Source organism: Nocardiopsis akebiae, from assembly GCF_018316795.1.
GTDB classification, from domain to species: Bacteria; Actinomycetota; Actinomycetes; order Streptosporangiales; family Streptosporangiaceae; genus Nocardiopsis; species Nocardiopsis dassonvillei.
Genome location: NZ_CP074132.1, coordinates 5,181,832 through 5,196,641 on the forward strand (window position 1 = coordinate 5,181,832; position 14,810 = coordinate 5,196,641).

The following is a 14,810-nucleotide window of genomic DNA, read 5'->3' on the forward strand; positions in this document are numbered from 1 at the left end:
TCCGGGCGCCTCTTCTCACGTGCTCGGGACCGGGGCGTGCGCCCTACCAGCGGCCGGTGCGGGACTGGAGCACCGACAGGGCGGCGACCCCGGCGGTGGAGGTGCGCAGCACGCTCGGTCCCAGCAGCGCCCGGACCGCGCCCGCGGCGTCGAACGCCTCCAACTCGGCGTCGGAGAAGCCGCCCTCGGGACCGACCACCACCACGACTCCGGCGCCCCCTCCCGCGGGCAGCTCAAGCTGCGACAGGCGGCCGGCGCCGTCCTCGTGCAGCACGACGCCCAGGTCCGCCCCCGCCAGCAGTTCGACCACGGCGGTGCGGTCGGCGAGGTCGGCGATCTCGGGCAGCCGCGCACGCCGGGCCTGCTTGGCCGCCTCTCGGGCGGTCGCACGCCACTTGGCCAGCGCCTTGGCGGCGCGGTCGCCCTTCCAGCGGGTGACGCAGCGCTCCGCCGCCCAGGGCACGACCGCGTCCGCTCCGGCCTCGGTCATCATCTCCACGGCCAGTTCGCCCCGGTCGCCCTTGGGCAGTGCCTGGACCACGGTCAGGCGGGGGCGGGGCGCCGGTTCCTCCCGGCGCTCCGCCACCGCGCAGACGATGTGGTCGCGTCCCACGGCGGTCACCGTGCAGCGGGCGCGCAGGCCGCGTCCGTCGGAGAGGTCGACGGTCTCGCCCTCCCGGATGCGGCGCACCACGGCGGCGTGGCGGCCCTCCGCGCCGTCCACCGTCACCCGGTCGGCCGCCAGGTCGGCGGCCTCGACCAGGAAGACCGGCGGCGTCACTTGGCGCCGAAGGCGTCGCGGATCTTGGAGAAGAACCCGCCGTGTCCGGGGCTGAAGCGTCCCGGGGTCTGGTCCTCGCCGCGCAGTTCGGCGAACTTGCGCAGGAGGGCCTCCTGCTCCTCGTCCAGCCTGCTCGGGGTCTCCACGTCCACGCGGATGCGCAGGTCGCCCCGGCCGCCGCCGTCGAGGTGGCTGACGCCCTTGTTGGGGAGGGTGATGACGTGGCCGGAGTTGGTGCCCGGGCGCAGGTCGATGTTCTCGGTGCCGTCGAGGGTGTCGAAGGCGAAGGAGGCGCCCAGCGCGGCGGCCGTCATGGGGACGGTCACCGTGCAGTGCAGGTCGTCGCCGCGGCGTTCGAAGGTGGGGTGCGGGCGCTGGATGATCTCCAGGATGATGTCGCCGCGCGGTCCGCCGTTGGGGCCGACCTCGCCCTCCCCGGCGAGCTGGATGCGGGTGCCGTCGTCGACGCCCGCGGGGATCTTGACGGTGCGGGTGACCTTCTCGCGCACCCGGCCCTCGCCCGCGCAGTCGCCGCAGGGGTTGGTGATGACCGAGCCCTGTCCCGAGCACTGGGGGCAGGGACGGGAGGTCATGACCTGGCCGAGGAAGGAGCGGGTGACCTGGGAGACCTCGCCCTGACCGTGGCACATCTCACAGGTCGTGCGGTGCGAACCGGCCGCCGTCCCCTCGCCCTGGCAGGTCTCGCACAGGATGGCGGTGGGGAAGGTGATCTCCTTGCTGACGCCGAACGCGGTCTCCACCAGGTCGAGTTCGACGCGGATCTTGATGCTGCGCCCGCGGCGGACCCGCTCCCGGGGGCCGCGCCCGCCGGGCTGGCCGCCGCCGAAGAAGGCGTTCATGATGTCGTCGAAGGCGAACCCGCCCGCGCCGCCGAAGCCCCCGGCCCCGCCGCCGCCGGGCGCGTAGGGGTCCTGGCCCATGTCGAACATCCGGCGCTTGTTCTCGTCGGAGAGGACCTCGTAGGCCTGGGTCACCTCCTTGAAGCGCTCCTGGGTTGCGGGGTCCGGGTTGATGTCCGGGTGGAGTTCGCGCGCGAGCCGCCGGTAGGCCTTCTTGATCTCGTCCTTGGACGCGTCGCGACGCACTCCGAGAACCTGGTAATAGTCTCTGGCCACTGGGTTACTGTCCTGCCAAAATCTGTCCGACATAGCGAGCCACGGCGCGTACTGCTCCCATCGTCCCCGGGTAGTCCATCCGGGTGGGTCCCACCACACCGATCTTGGCGAGCGACTGGTTTCCCACACCGTAGTCCGCCGACACGATGGAGGTGGACCTCAGGCCCTCGTGGAAGTTCTCCGCGCCGATGCGCACCGTGAGCATCGACGGGTCCTTGGCCTCTCCCAGCAAACGGATGAGGACCATGTTCTCTTCCAGCGCCTCCAGGACGTCCCTGAGGCTGGCGGCGAAGTCGACGGCGGCGAGGTTGGCCGTCCCCGCGAGGACGATCTTCTCCTCGTGCCGTTCGACGAGGCTCTCCAGCAGGACGGAGAGGACCGACACCGCCATCTGGCGGTGTTCGGGCGGCACCTGCGGAGGCAGGTCCTCCACCGCGTCGGGCACGTCGCCGAGGTGGCGTCCGGCGATGGCCCGGTTCAACATCGCGCGCAGGTCGTCGACGGCGGCCTCGTGGACCTCTCCCAGGCCGTCGATGACACGCTGCTCGACCCGGCCCGTGTTGGTGATCACGACCATCATGATCCGCTGCCCCCCGAGGGGGACCAGTTCCACGTGCTGCACCGACGAGCGGGTCAGCGACGGGTACTGGACGATCGCGACCTGGCGGGTGAGCTGCGCGAGGAGCCGCACGGTCCGGGCGACGATCTCGTCGAGGTCCACGGCACCGGTGAGGAAGGACTCGATGGCGCGCCGCTCCGCGCTGGAGAGCGGTTTGACCGAGGAGAGCCGGTCGACGAAGAGCCGGTACCCCTTGTCCGTGGGAACGCGTCCGGCACTGGTGTGCGGCTGCGCGATGTAGCCGTCCTCCTCCAGGGCGACCATGTCGTTGCGGATGGTCGCCGGGGAGACGCCGAGCCTGTGCCGGTCGGCCAGGGCCTTGGAACCCACGGGCTCGTTGGTGTTGACGAAGTCCTCGACGACGGCACGCAGGACCGCGAGCTTGCGCTCATCCAGCACTCGCCACCTCCTGGCACTCCATGGTCCTCAGTGCTAAGTCTATGCCCGGCCGCAAACCCTGACGGTTACCCGCGGTCGGCCGGGCCCCGGCGCGGCGGTGTCGCCCCTGTCCCCGCCGGGCCCGCGGCGCGCGTCGCGGTCGACGGGGCGCCGGCGCGCGCCACCAGTAGACTGCACGACCGTGGCTACCAAGGGAACCGGCCGTTACGGCCGCGACGTGCTCGCCGGGGACTGGCGCCGCCCGAAGAAGAAGGCGGTCCCTGAGGTGCACCTGGAACGGGAACTGGTCGTCGAGGACGCCGGGGAGGCGTTCTGCGGGGCGGTGGTGGCCTGGGACAAGGCCACCGTCACGCTGGAGGACCGGCACGGCCGCCGCCGCGTGTTCGACCTCGCCCCGGCCGCGTTCCTGGTCGACGGCGAGCCGGTGACCCTGGTGCGCCCCGCCCCGGCGGCGCGGGGGCCGCTGCGCAGCGCCTCCGGGTCGGTGGCGGTGCGGGGCGCGAGGGCGCGCACGGCCGGGGAGAGCCGGATCTACGTGGAGGGCGTCCACGACGCCGAGCTGGTGGAGAAGGTCTGGGGCCACGACCTGCGCGTGGAGGGGGTGGCCGTCGAGTTCCTGGAGGGGGTCGACGACCTGCCCTCGATCGTGGCGGAGTTCTCACCCGGGCCCGGCAGGAGGCTGGGCGTCCTGGTGGACCACCTGGTGCCGGGTTCCAAGGAGACGCGGATCGCCGAGCGGGTGCGCGGCGAGCACGTGCTGGTGGCCGGACACCCCTACGTCGACGTCTGGCAGGCGGTCCGGCCGGGTTCGGTGGGGATCGGTGCGTGGCCCGAGGTGCCGCGCGGCGTCCCCTGGAAGGAGGGGGTCGTGAGCGCCCTGGGCTGGCGGATGGAGACGGGAGAGGCGTGGCGCCGGATCCTGGGCTCGGTCCGTACCTATGCTGATCTGGAGCCGGCTCTGCTCGGCCGGGTGGAGGAGCTGATCGACTTCGTCACCGGGCCGCACCCGGACGCTCCCTAGCGAGCGCCGAGCGCGGGGGGAGCGGCAGGACCTAGGATTTGACCCGGGCGAGGCTCCGGTCCCCGTGTCCGGCGCCGAGGTCGCCCGCCTCCGGCCCGCGCGGTCGTCGGTACAGCACGGTAGTACAGGAACCTCCCCCTCATCAGCGGAGCCAAGGAAGAGCATGAGCCAGACCCCGACGAACCCCCCGCCCCCGGAGGATCCCCACCGGGGAGAGCAGCCGGACCACGGGCAGGACGGGCAGCAGGAGTACGGACAGCAGCCCCCGCAGCCGGAACCCGGCCAGCAGCCCTCCTACGGGCAGCAGTCCGGTGCGCAGCCGCCCTACGCTCCGCAGCCCGACCAGGACCACCGCCAGCAGCCCTCGGGGGCGCAGCCCGCCTACGGCCAGCCATCCGGCGCGCAGTCCCCGTACGCCCCGCAGCCCGGCCAGGCGCAGCAGGGCTACCAGGGCTACGGCCAGACCCCGGGAGCGCAGCCCGACTTCGCACCGCCGCCCGGCGCCCCGTCGCCGTACGCTCCCCAGCCCGACCAGGGCCAGCCCGCCTACGGCCAGTCCTCGGAAGCGCAGTCGCCCTACGCTCCGCAGTTCGAGCAGGGGCAGCAGGGCTACGGCCAGACCCCGGGGGCGCAGCCCGCCTACGGCCAGCCATCCGGCGCCCAGCCCGGGTACGGCCAGGCCTCGGGGGCACAGCCCGGCTACGCCCCGCAGCCCGGGTACGGACAGCAGCCCCACGGCCAGCCGCAGCCCGGTTTCGCCCCGCCGGAGGGGTCCCCCGAGCAGCCCGGCTACGGGCAGCAGGGCTACGGCCAGACCCCGGGGGCGCAGCCCGCCTACGGCCAGCCATCCGGCGCGCAGTCCCCGTACGCCCCGCAGTCCGACCAGGCGCAGCAGGGCTACCAGGGCTACGGCCAGACCCCGGGAGCGCAGCCCTCCGGCGCGCAGCCGGGTTACGGGCAGCCCTCCGGCGCGCAGCCCGGCTACGCCCCGCAGCCCGGGTACGGACAGCAGCCCCACGGCCAGCCGCAGCCCCAGCAGGGCGAGTACGGACAGCCCCAGCAGGGGGTCTACGGCCAGCCCGTCCCGGGCCAGCAGCAGCCCTACCCGGGCGCCCCCGCGGCGTACGGGCAGCCGGGCGCTCCGGGTCAGCCCCAGCAGGGCGTGCCGGGCGGCGACAACAGCACGCTCGTGGCCATGCTCGCCCACCTGTCGGGCTTCGTGATCGCCTGCCTGGGCTGGATCCCGCCGCTGGCCGTCTACTTCGCCAAGCGCAACCAGTCGCCGTTCGTGCGCCACCACGCGTCCGAGGCGGCCAACTTCCAGCTCACCCTGCTGATCCCCTACCTCTTCGCGTGGGTGGCCTTCATCGGCCTGGGTATCTTCTTCCCGGAGCTGTCCTGGATCGGATCCCTCCTGGTCGCCCTGATCTGGGTCGTCGCTATCGTGTTCGGCGTCCTGGGCGCCAACGGCGCCAACAAGGGGACGTGGTACCGCTACCCGGTGAGCATCCGCCTGTTGAAGTGATCCGCTCCCGCACGCAGTCCGAGCGCATCCGCACGAAGGAACCCAACATGTCCTATCCCAACAACCCTTCCGAGGGCCCCTACGGCCAGGGTCAGCAGCCCGGCCAGGACTCCGGCGGTTACCCCTCCCAGCACGGTCACCCCACCGGTGGCCAGCCCGGCTACCAGCAGGGCGGCTACCCGCCCCCGCCCGACCAGCCCGGCTACCAGGAGCAGTCCGGCGGATATCCGAGCCAGCCCGGCGGCTACCCCGGCCAGCCCGGGTACGAGCAGACCGGCGGCTACCAGTCCCACTACCAGCAGGGCGGTTACGGCCAGCCCCCGCACGGCGCCTACGGCCCCTCCTCGGCCACGACCGGCCAGCCCAGCCCCGACGAGCGACAGATGGCGATGTTCGCCCACGTGGGCGGCGGCATCATCGGCTGGCTCGTGCCGCTGATCATCTTCCTCGTCAAGAAGGACGAGTCGCCCTTCGTCCGCAACCAGGCCGCTCAGGCGCTGAACTTCCAGCTCCTGATCCTGATCGGCTACCTGGTCTCCAGCGTCCTGATGATCGTCATCATCGGCTTCCTGACCTGGTTCGTCTGCTGGATCGCCGCCATCGCCCTCGGCATCATCGGCGGTGTGGCCGCCAACCGGGGCGAGTGGTACCGCTACCCGTTCAACGTCAGCTGGATCAAGTAGTCCGGCACTTCGGCGAACGCGAGGGGGCCCGGCCGTCGGCCGGGCCCCCTCGTCGTGTCCGCGCCCTGGTGGAGGGGCTCAGGTGAGGTCGCGCACCACGGCGTCGGCGAGCAGGCGCCCGCGCAGGGTGAGGGCCGCGCGGCCCTCCTCGTGGGCGTCCGCGTCCAGCAGGCCCTCGGCCACGGCCCGCTTGGCCGCGTCGCGGCCGTGCGGTTCGAGCAGGTCCAGGGGGCACCCGCCCTCCACTCGCAGCTCCAGCAGGACGCGCTCGAAGCGGCGCTCCTCCTCGGTGAGCACCTCGCGGGCCAGGCCGGGGCTGTGCCCGGCGGCCAGGCGGGCGGCGTAGGCGGCCGGGTGCTTGACGTTCCACCAGCGGGTGCCGCCCACGTGGCTGTGCGCGCCCGGACCCACTCCCCACCAGTGGCCGCCGGTCCAGTACAGGAGGTTGTGCCTGCTGCGGCCCTGCTCGGTGCGCGCCCAGTTGGACACCTCGTAGGCGCTGAACCCGGCCGCGGTGAGGACCTCCTCGGCCATGAGGTAGCGGTCGGCCATCGTGTCGTCGTCGGGCTCGGCGAGTTCGCCCCGGCGCACGTGGACGGCCAGGCGGGTGCCCTCCTCGACGATGAGCGAGTAGGCCGAGACGTGGTCGGGTCCGGCGGAGACCGCGGCCTCCAGTGAGGCCCGCCAGTCCTCGTCGCCCTCCCCGGGAGTGCCGTAGATCAGGTCGAGGTTGACGTGCTCGAACCCTGCCCGCCGCGCCCACTCCACGCACTGTTCGGGGCGTCCGGGCGTGTGGCCGCGCTCCAGCACCCGCAGCACGTGCTCGCGGGCGCTCTGCATGCCGAAGGACACGCGGGTGAATCCGGCCTCGCGCAGCCGTGCGAGGTAGTCGGGGGTGACCGTCTCGGGGTTGGCCTCGGTGGTCAGCTCGGCGTCGGGGGTGAACCCGAAGCGCTCGCGCACGGCGGCGACCACGCGGCCCAGGTCCTCGGCCGGGAGCAGGGTGGGCGTGCCGCCGCCGACGAACAGGGTGCTGACCGGCGGCCGCTCCCCCGTCAGGACCCGGTCGGCCAGCGCGACCTCCGCGACCGCCTGGTCGGCGTAGGTCTCGCGGGAGGCGGTGGCGGTGCCGTCGCGGGAGACCAGTTCCTCGGCCGTGTAGGTGTTGAAGTCGCAGTAACCGCAACGGGTGACGCAGAAGGGCACGTGGACGTAGAACCCGAGGGGCCGCCCGCCGAGTTCGGCGAGGGACGGCCCGGGCAGTTCGCCGGTGCTCGGTACGGGATCGCCGTCGAGGGCAACGGAAGGCATGCCTCCAGTGTCGCCGACCGGCCGGTGTGCCCCGGTCCCCCGCGTCGGACGCTCGGGACCGGGTGCGGGTTCGGGGGCCGGGAGGCGGGGGTACGGGATCGGGGGACGGAGAACGGGGCGCGTGGATCGGGTGGTGGGGGCCGTGGTGAGGAGTGCCCGGTCAGACCCTGGGACGCTCCGCCCGGGCGTGCGCGGGGGCGGCGTCGACCCGGGTGAGGGGAGCGTGGTTCCTGGCGGGGGCGATCGCGGTGGAGCCGCGGACGACCAGCTCGGGGTCGAAGACGTACTCGGTGTGGGAGACGGGGTGTCCGGCGATCTCGTCGCACAGGGCGCGCACGGCGGCCAGCGCCATGGCGTTGACCGGCTGTCTGACGGTGGTCAGCGGAGGGTCGGTGAAGGCGATGAGCTGGGAGTCGTCGAAGCCCACCACGGAGAAGTCGCGGGGGACGCTCAGGCCGCGCTGGCGGGCGGCGCGGATGGCGCCCAGCGCCATCATGTCCGAGCCGCAGACCATGGCGGTGACGCCGCGTTCGATCAGCCGGGTGGCGGCGGCGTGGCCGCCCTCCACGCCGAACAGCGACAGCTCCACGAGGTCCTCACCGTCCAGGCCGTGCTGAGCCAGGGCCCGGTGGTACCCGTCGAGCTTGCGGCGGACCGGGACGTAGCGCTCGGGGCCGCTGGTGAAGCCGATGCGGGTGTGGCCGAGGGCGACCAGGTGGTTGACGGCCAGGTGCCCGGCCTCCCGGTCGTCACAGGAGATGAAGGCGGCGGGGATGGCGTCGGCGTACCCGTTTACCAGCACGATCGGGAGCCTGCGCGAGACCAGGGCGTGGTAGCGCTCGTGGGGGGCGGTGGTGTCGGCGTGGCGTCCGGAGACGAAGAGGATGCCGGAGACGTTGCGCTCCAGCAGCAGCTCCACGTACTCGTCCTCTGTTATCCCGCCGGGGGTCTGGGTGCACAGCACCGGCGTGTACCCGCGCTGGGCGAGCGCCCCCTCGGCCGCCTGGGCGAACATCGGGAAGACGGGGTTCTCCAGCTCGGGTATGACCATGCCGACCAGTCCCGCGGAGCGCTGCCGCAGCCGGGCGGGGCGCTCGTAGCCGAGGACGTCCAGCGCCGTCAGGACGGCCTTGCGGGTGTCGCTGCCGACGCCCGGCTTGTCGTTGAGCACCCGCGAGACGGTGGCCTCGCTGACGCCTGCGTGCCGCGCGATGTCGGCAAGTCGTGGACCCATGGGCGCAACTCTAGTCGAGATCGTCGTCACATGGCCGAAAATTGGCGGTAATCTTGCGCAAGAAATTGCACTCGTCACAGGGAAGGACCCCCGTTGATGGAGCCTCAGACGCACTGGTGGCGCGACGCGGCGATCTACCAGATCTACGTCCGCAGTTTCGCCGACTCCAACGGTGACGGCGAGGGCGACCTCGCCGGCATCCGCGAGCGCCTCCCCCACCTGGCCGAACTGGGGGTGGACGCGATCTGGCTGACGCCGTTCTACGTCTCCCCGCTCGCCGACGGCGGTTACGACGTCGCCGACTACCGCGACGTCGACCCCCGTTTCGGGACCCTGGAGGACTTCGACGCCCTCCTGGAGACCGCCCACGGGATGGGCATCCGCCTGATCATCGACGTGGTGCCCAACCACTCCTCGTCCGCCCACCGGTGGTTCAAGGAGGCCGCGGCCGCCGAGCCGGGCGGACACGCCCGCTCGCGGTACGTCTTCCGGGACGGCAAGGGACCCGACGGGGAGGAGCCGCCGAACAACTGGAAGTCGATCTTCGGCGGCCCGGCCTGGACCCGGCTCAAGCGGCCCGACGGCACCCCCGAGCAGTGGTACCTGCACCTGTTCGATCCCGAGCAGCCCGACTTCGACTGGACCAATCAGGAAGTGCACGACGAGTTCGACGACGTTCTGCGCTTCTGGCTGGACCGGGGCGTGGACGGGTTCCGCATCGACGTCGCGCACGGCATGGTCAAGGACCCGGCGATGCCCGACATCGCCGAGGACGCCAAGGCCGACATGCTCGACGGCAGCACCTCGCTGCCCTACTTCGACCAGGACGGCGTGCACGAGATCTACCGCCGCTGGGCGCGGATCGCCGCGGAGTACCCGGGCGACCGCGCCCTGGTGGCCGAGGCCTGGGTGGAGGACGCCCAGCGGGTGGCCCGCTACCTGCGCCCGGACGAGCTGCACCAGGCGTTCAACTTCGAGTACCTGACCGCGCCGTGGGACGCCGGGCGCCTGCGCGAGGTCATCGACGTGTCCCTGGCCGCCAACAGCGCGGTTGGCGCGACGACCACGTGGGTGCTGTCCAACCACGACGTGACCCGCCACGTGACCCGCTTCGGCGGCGGCGAGCAGGGGCTGCGCCGTGCGCGCGCGGCGACGCTGCTGATGCTGGGCCTGCCGGGTTCGGTGTACCTGTACCAGGGCGAGGAGCTGGGGCTGCCCGAGGTCACCGACCTGCCCGAGGACTCGTTGCAGGACCCTACCTGGGAGCGTTCGGGCCGCACCGACCGCGGCCGGGACGGCTGCCGGGTGCCGCTGCCGTGGGGCGGCGACCGGGCGCCGTACGGGTTCGGCCCCGAGGGCAGCGTTCCGTGGCTGCCGATGCCCCAGGGCTGGGGCGCCCTGTCGCGCGCCGCCCAGCGCGGGGTGGAGGGCTCCACGCTGGAGCTGTACACGGAGGCGCTGCGACTGCGCCGGGAGCTGGACGCGCTCGGCGACGGCTCGATGGCCTGGCTGGACGCGCCCGACGGCGTGCTGTACTTCGAGCGCGAGCCGGGCGTTCGCGTCGCGGTGAACCTCACCGGGGAGGCCGTGGAGCTCGCGGCCGACGGTGAGGTGCTCGTGGCCAGCGGACCGGTGGGCGAGCCCTCCGGGGGCGCCCTGACGCTGCCCGCCGAGACGGCGGTGTGGCTGCGCGGCTGAGCAGCCGAGCGGTTGAAGGGCTGCGCGGCTGAGCCCGCGCGGGCGGCCCCGGACACGGTGTCCGGCGCCGCCCGCGGCGCGGGCCGACGCGGTTCAGCACCCCTTCGCTGACACCTGGGCGCTCCGGGAGACCCCCTCCGTACCCTCCGGCGGCCCGGGTTCCACGGACGCCCGGTCGCCGCCGCAAGCACGCTTCACACCACCCCCGCGGGCGGGCGGTCGCGCTCCGCGCGGGGCCCGCCCCCTGCGCCGCGACGCCACGGCCCGCCGCGCGCCGACCCCAGCGGCGGGCAGATGCGCGCTCCCCGTGCGCCCGGGCGGGAACGCTCCCCGGGCGGACCGGACCCGAGCGGGGTTCGAGTGGTCCACTACGGCGTGTTCAATGGTGTTACGAAATCGCCGACCATCACAGGATCGATCAGCGAACGGTCACCGCGCCGCTACCCAGCGCACGATGTCACGCCCCCGTTTCCGTGGCGTTTCCACATCTTTATGCGGGAGGTCCGCAAACTCTTTCAAAGCTTGCAAGTTATTGCTAGCGTCACATCACCACGCATGCCCTCGACGGCCGGAACGCATGCGCGACCCCCTCAGCACGGCCTCCCGGAAGGAAGACAGCATGAGATTCCGCAGCGCACGAGCGGTCACGGGCATCGCCGCGATCGCATTGATGGCGACCGCGTGCAGTGGCGGCGACGAGGGCGGAGAGGCCTCCGCCGAGGGCAGCCTCGTCATCTGGTCCGACCCCGAGCGCGCCGACGCCATCGAGGCGGCGGCCCAGGAGTTCGCCGAGGCCAACGGCATCGAGGTCGAGGTCCAGGGCCTGACCTTCGGCGACATCCAGGGCGACGTGCTCAACGCCCACCAGGCCGGCAACGCCCCCGACGTCTTCATCGGCGCCCACGACTGGACGGGCAACCTGGTGCGCAACGGCGCCGTGCAGCCCATCGAGCTGCCCCAGGACCGCGCCTCCGGCCTGGACGAGACCTCCTTGCAGGCCCTCGACTACGACGGCCAGCTCTTCGGTGTTCCCTACTCCCAGGAGAACATCTTCCTCATGCGCAACACCGACCTGGCACCGGACGCCCCCGCGACCTTCGAGGAGATGGTCGAGGTCGGCACCGAGCTCAAGGACTCCGGTGAGACCAGCGAGGTCCTGTCCATGGCCGTGGGTCAGGAGGGCGACCCCTACCGCATGAACGCCCTGTTCACCTCCGCGGGCGGCTACCTCTTCGGCCAGGACGAGGAGGGCAACTGGGACCCGACAGACCTGGGCGTGGGCACCGACGAGTCCATCGAGGCCATGGAGAAGGTCGCCGAGTACGGCGAGGCGGGAGAGGGCGTGCTGCGCCGCTCCATCACCCTGGAGAACGACGCCTCCCTGTTCTACGAGGGCGAGGCCCCCTTCTTCGTCGCGGGCCCGTGGAACGTCGCCGACGCCAACGAGGCGGGCGTCGACTACGAGATCAGCCCCATCCCCGGCTTCGAGGGCGAGGAGCCCGCCAGCCCCTACATCGGCTACCAGGCGTTCTTCGTCACCGAGGGCAGTGCCAACAGCGCCCTGGCCCAGGAGTTCGTGACCAACTACGTCACCGACACCGACTTCGTCCTCAGCCTCTACGAGGCCGACCCCCGCATGCCGGTGCAGACCGAGGCCCTGGAGAGCGTCTCGGCGGACGACCCCGCCATCGCCGCGATCTCCGAGGCCGGGGCCGAGGGCATGCCGATGCCCTCCATCCCGGAGATGGGCGAGACGTGGGAGCCGCTCGGCATCGCCCAGGCCGCCGTCGTCGCCGGCGATGACGTGCGCGAGGCCATGGAGGCCGCCCACGAAACGATCGCCTCGCAGATCGGCGAGTAGCGGTGGCGTCCAACAAGACAGCGGGCGCTCCCTCACCGGGGGCGCCCGCCCGCACGCCCCTCCCGGGCGGCCGGTTCGCCGGGAACGGTTCACTGGCCGGGCAGCTGGTCAAGATCGCCCTGCTGGGCCTGTTCACAGCCCTGGGCGTGTGGGCGGTGCTGCCCCTGTACGTGGCGGGCAACTGGTGGGGCATCGGCCTGGTCGTGGCCGTGGTCGGCCTCGTCTACCGGGTCTACCTGTCCAAGCGCACCGTCCCGGCCAAGTACCTGGTCCCGGGCGTGCTGTTCCTGACCGCCTTCCAGATCCTGCCGGTGCTCTACACGATGAGCACCTCGGTGACCAACCTCAGCGACGGCCACCGGAGCGACAAGGAACAGGCCATCGCCTCCATCGAGGCCTACTCGGTGAGCAGTCCGGACGGGGCCGAGGAGTACACCCTGACCGTGGCGGTCACCGGCTCGCCCGAGACCGGTGAGCTGGCCTTCCTGCTCACCGACCCCGAGGGACAGGCCTACGCCGGGACCGAGGAGGGGCTCAGCGAGCTCGACGGCGCGACCGTGGAGCCCTCGGGCAAGATCACCGAGGCCTTCGGGTACACGATCCTGTCCCCCACCCAGGTCAACGCGCGCAGCGACGAGCTCCAGGCGTTCGCGGTGCCCACCGGCAGCGGCACGGGCATCCGCTCCAGCGGCCTGTCCACCGCCTTCGAGGGGACCGCGACCCGCGCCTACGACGCCGGGTGCGACTGCGTCACCGACGCCGAGACCGGGATCGTCTACCGCGCGGACGACGAGCGGGGCGCGTTCTACAACGAGGACGGGGAGCGGCTGGCCCAGGGCTGGCAGGTCGGGGTGGGCTTCGACAACTTCGCCCGCTTCCTGTTCAACCCGACCTTCGCGTCGTCGTTCTTCAGCATCCTGGTGTGGAACATCGCCTTCGCCGCCTCCGTCACCTTCCTGGTGTTCGTGGTGGGCCTGGCGATCGCGCTCACCCTGCACGTGCCCGGGCTGCGCGGCAAGGTCGTGTACCGGATCCTGGTGGTCCTGCCGTACGCGATGAGCTCGCTGGCCATGTTCCTGCTGTGGCGGGACATGTTCAACACCGACTTCGGCCTGTTCAACCGGGTGCTCGGCCTGGAGGTGGACTGGCTGGGCGACGCGTGGTCGGCCCGGGCGGCGGTGATCCTGGCCAACGTCTGGCTGGGCTACCCGTACATGTTCCTGGTGGCCACGGGAGCCCTCCAGGCAGTCCCGCGCGAGCTGGGCCAGGCGGCGCAGATCGACGGCGCGGGCCCCTGGCAGGCCTTCCGCCACGTCACCCTGCCGCTTCTGATGGTGGCGATGACGCCGATCCTGGTCTCGACGTTCGCGTTCAACTTCAACAACTTCAACGCGGTGTGGCTGATCAGCCAGGGCGGGCCCTTCTCCCCGGAGAGCCCGACGGCCGGGGCCACCGACCTGCTCATCACCTACACCTACCGGCTCGCCTTCAACGAGGCCACCGCCCAGTACGGGTACGCGGCGGCGCTGTCGGTGATGATCTTCCTGATCGTGTCGGTGATGTCGGTGGTCAGCCTCAGCAGGAGCAAGGCCCTCAAGGAGGTGGACTGATGGCGGTCGCGACCCCGGACGCGGTGCGCGCGCCCCACCGGCGCGGTACCGGAGTCCGTCTGGGCCTGTGGGCCCGCAGGTACGGCTGGCGCCACGTGGTGATGCTGCTGGTCGTGGCGTTCGCGCTCTTCCCGGTGCTGTTCGTGGTGTCGGCGGCGCTCAACCCGCTGGGCACGCTGTCCAGCGCGCGACTGTGGCCGACCGGGGCCAGCCTGGACAACGCCGTGGACCTGTTCAGCAACACCCCGTTCACCACCTGGTACGCGAACTCGCTGTTCTTCGCCTTCGCCAACGCGGCCGTGACGGTGCTGCTGTCGGCGCTGGCCGCGTACGCGTTCAGCCGCATGCGGTTCCGGGGCCGCCGGGTGGGGCTGATCGGGCTGCTGGTGATCCAGATGTTCCCGCAGTTCCTGGCGATCGTGGCGATCTACCTGATGTTCTCCACGATCGGCGAGTACTACCCGTCGATCGGCTTCGACACCCGGTGGGGGCTGCTGCTGGTCTACCTGGGCGGCGCGCTGAGCATCAACACGTGGCTGATGAAGGGCTTCTTCGACACCGTGCCGAAGGAGCTGGACGAGTCCGCGCAGATGGACGGGGCCTCGCACGCGCAGGTGTTCTTCCGGATCATGCTGCCGCTGGTCACGCCGGTGCTGGCGATCGTGGGCCTGCTGGTGTTCATCTCCACGATCAACGAGTTCCTGATGGCGAGCGTGTTCCTGCGCGACACCGACGCCAAGACGCTGGGCCTGGGCCTGTACCAGCTGGTGGCCTCGCAGCGCAACGCCAACTTCGGGATGTTCGCGGTGGGCGCGATCATGCTGTCCCTGCCCACCCTGGCGGTGTTCTGGTTCCTCCAGCGCTACATCACCGAGGGACTGACCGCGGGAGCGGTCAAGGGCTGATCGGTCGGTACCGAGGAGAACGCGGAG

At 72.0% G+C, this 14,810-nt stretch carries 12 protein-coding genes; 7 read left to right on the plus strand and 5 right to left on the minus strand.

Features of this window, described 5'->3' with window-relative positions; translation table 11 throughout:
- Positions 1-43 precede the first annotated feature (43 nt).
- From KGD83_RS22210 to hrcA, 3 genes are read right to left on the minus strand one after another with little or no spacing between them, the layout of a single operon-like run.
- Positions 44-781, minus strand: a complete 738-nt coding sequence (locus KGD83_RS22210; RefSeq protein ID WP_212640997.1) for a 16S rRNA (uracil(1498)-N(3))-methyltransferase — start codon at positions 779-781, stop codon at positions 44-46.
- A complete protein-coding gene (dnaJ, locus tag KGD83_RS22215) occupies positions 778-1,917 on the minus strand; it encodes a molecular chaperone DnaJ (protein ID WP_013151754.1) in 1,140 nt (379 codons plus the stop codon). Before dnaJ ends, KGD83_RS22210 begins: the two co-directional genes overlap by 4 nt.
- Before the next feature lie 4 nt (positions 1,918-1,921).
- On the minus strand, positions 1,922-2,935 hold the full coding sequence (gene hrcA / locus KGD83_RS22220) for a heat-inducible transcriptional repressor HrcA (RefSeq protein ID WP_212640998.1): 1,014 nt from the start codon (positions 2,933-2,935) through the stop codon (positions 1,922-1,924).
- A 181-nt stretch (positions 2,936-3,116) separates the two neighbouring features.
- Here hrcA and KGD83_RS22225 point away from each other — a divergent pair, with 181 nt between their 5' ends.
- The 3 genes from KGD83_RS22225 to KGD83_RS22235 all read left to right on the plus strand — a co-directional run bounded on the left by KGD83_RS22225 (position 3,117) and on the right by KGD83_RS22235 (position 6,164).
- Positions 3,117-3,956, plus strand: coding sequence for a DUF3097 domain-containing protein (locus KGD83_RS22225; protein ID WP_212640999.1), 840 nt, complete (start codon positions 3,117-3,119; stop codon positions 3,954-3,956).
- Between the two features lie 1,195 nt (positions 3,957-5,151).
- On the plus strand, positions 5,152-5,481 hold the full coding sequence (locus tag KGD83_RS29180) for a DUF4870 domain-containing protein (RefSeq protein ID WP_212644558.1): 330 nt from the start codon (positions 5,152-5,154) through the stop codon (positions 5,479-5,481).
- A 47-nt stretch (positions 5,482-5,528) separates the two neighbouring features.
- The gene (locus KGD83_RS22235; RefSeq protein ID WP_212641000.1) at positions 5,529-6,164 is read left to right on the plus strand and encodes a DUF4870 domain-containing protein; all 636 of its coding nucleotides are present in this window, start codon (positions 5,529-5,531) and stop codon (positions 6,162-6,164) included.
- A 78-nt stretch (positions 6,165-6,242) separates the two neighbouring features.
- On the opposite strand, the gene hemW is transcribed toward KGD83_RS22235, so the two are convergent.
- Entirely contained in the window at positions 6,243-7,475 is a 1,233-nt protein-coding gene (gene hemW, locus KGD83_RS22240) for a radical SAM family heme chaperone HemW (RefSeq protein ID WP_212641001.1), read from the minus strand.
- 160 nt (positions 7,476-7,635) lie between these two features.
- A complete protein-coding gene (locus tag KGD83_RS22245; RefSeq protein WP_071621567.1) occupies positions 7,636-8,709 on the minus strand; it encodes a LacI family DNA-binding transcriptional regulator in 1,074 nt (357 codons plus the stop codon).
- A 96-nt stretch (positions 8,710-8,805) separates the two neighbouring features.
- Here KGD83_RS22245 and KGD83_RS22250 point away from each other — a divergent pair, with 96 nt between their 5' ends.
- The 4 genes from KGD83_RS22250 to KGD83_RS22265 all read left to right on the plus strand — a co-directional run bounded on the left by KGD83_RS22250 (position 8,806) and on the right by KGD83_RS22265 (position 14,783).
- Entirely contained in the window at positions 8,806-10,407 is a 1,602-nt protein-coding gene (locus tag KGD83_RS22250) for a glycoside hydrolase family 13 protein (protein ID WP_212641002.1), read from the plus strand.
- A gap of 619 nt (positions 10,408-11,026) precedes the next feature.
- Entirely contained in the window at positions 11,027-12,268 is a 1,242-nt protein-coding gene (locus KGD83_RS22255) for a sugar ABC transporter substrate-binding protein (protein WP_212641003.1), read from the plus strand.
- 2 nt (positions 12,269-12,270) lie between these two features.
- A complete protein-coding gene (locus tag KGD83_RS22260) occupies positions 12,271-13,878 on the plus strand; it encodes an ABC transporter permease subunit (RefSeq protein WP_212641004.1) in 1,608 nt (535 codons plus the stop codon).
- Positions 13,878-14,783, plus strand: a complete 906-nt coding sequence (locus KGD83_RS22265) for a sugar ABC transporter permease (protein WP_212641005.1) — start codon at positions 13,878-13,880, stop codon at positions 14,781-14,783. The genes KGD83_RS22260 and KGD83_RS22265 overlap by 1 nt, the downstream gene beginning before the upstream one ends.
- The last annotated feature ends 27 nt before the right edge of the window (positions 14,784-14,810 follow it).

Coding starts and splice junctions, on each gene's coding strand:
- hemW (WP_212641001.1), bottom strand. CDS start 7,475: ATGCCTTCCGTTGCCCTCGACGGCGATCCCGTACCGAGCACCGGCGAA.
- KGD83_RS29180 (WP_212644558.1), top strand. CDS start 5,152: ATGCTCGCCCACCTGTCGGGCTTCGTGATCGCCTGCCTGGGCTGGATC.
- KGD83_RS22255 (WP_212641003.1), top strand. CDS start 11,027: ATGAGATTCCGCAGCGCACGAGCGGTCACGGGCATCGCCGCGATCGCA.
- KGD83_RS22265 (WP_212641005.1), top strand. CDS start 13,878: ATGGCGGTCGCGACCCCGGACGCGGTGCGCGCGCCCCACCGGCGCGGT.
- KGD83_RS22245 (WP_071621567.1), bottom strand. CDS start 8,709: ATGGGTCCACGACTTGCCGACATCGCGCGGCACGCAGGCGTCAGCGAG.
- KGD83_RS22250 (WP_212641002.1), top strand. CDS start 8,806: ATGGAGCCTCAGACGCACTGGTGGCGCGACGCGGCGATCTACCAGATC.
- KGD83_RS22235 (WP_212641000.1), top strand. CDS start 5,529: ATGTCCTATCCCAACAACCCTTCCGAGGGCCCCTACGGCCAGGGTCAG.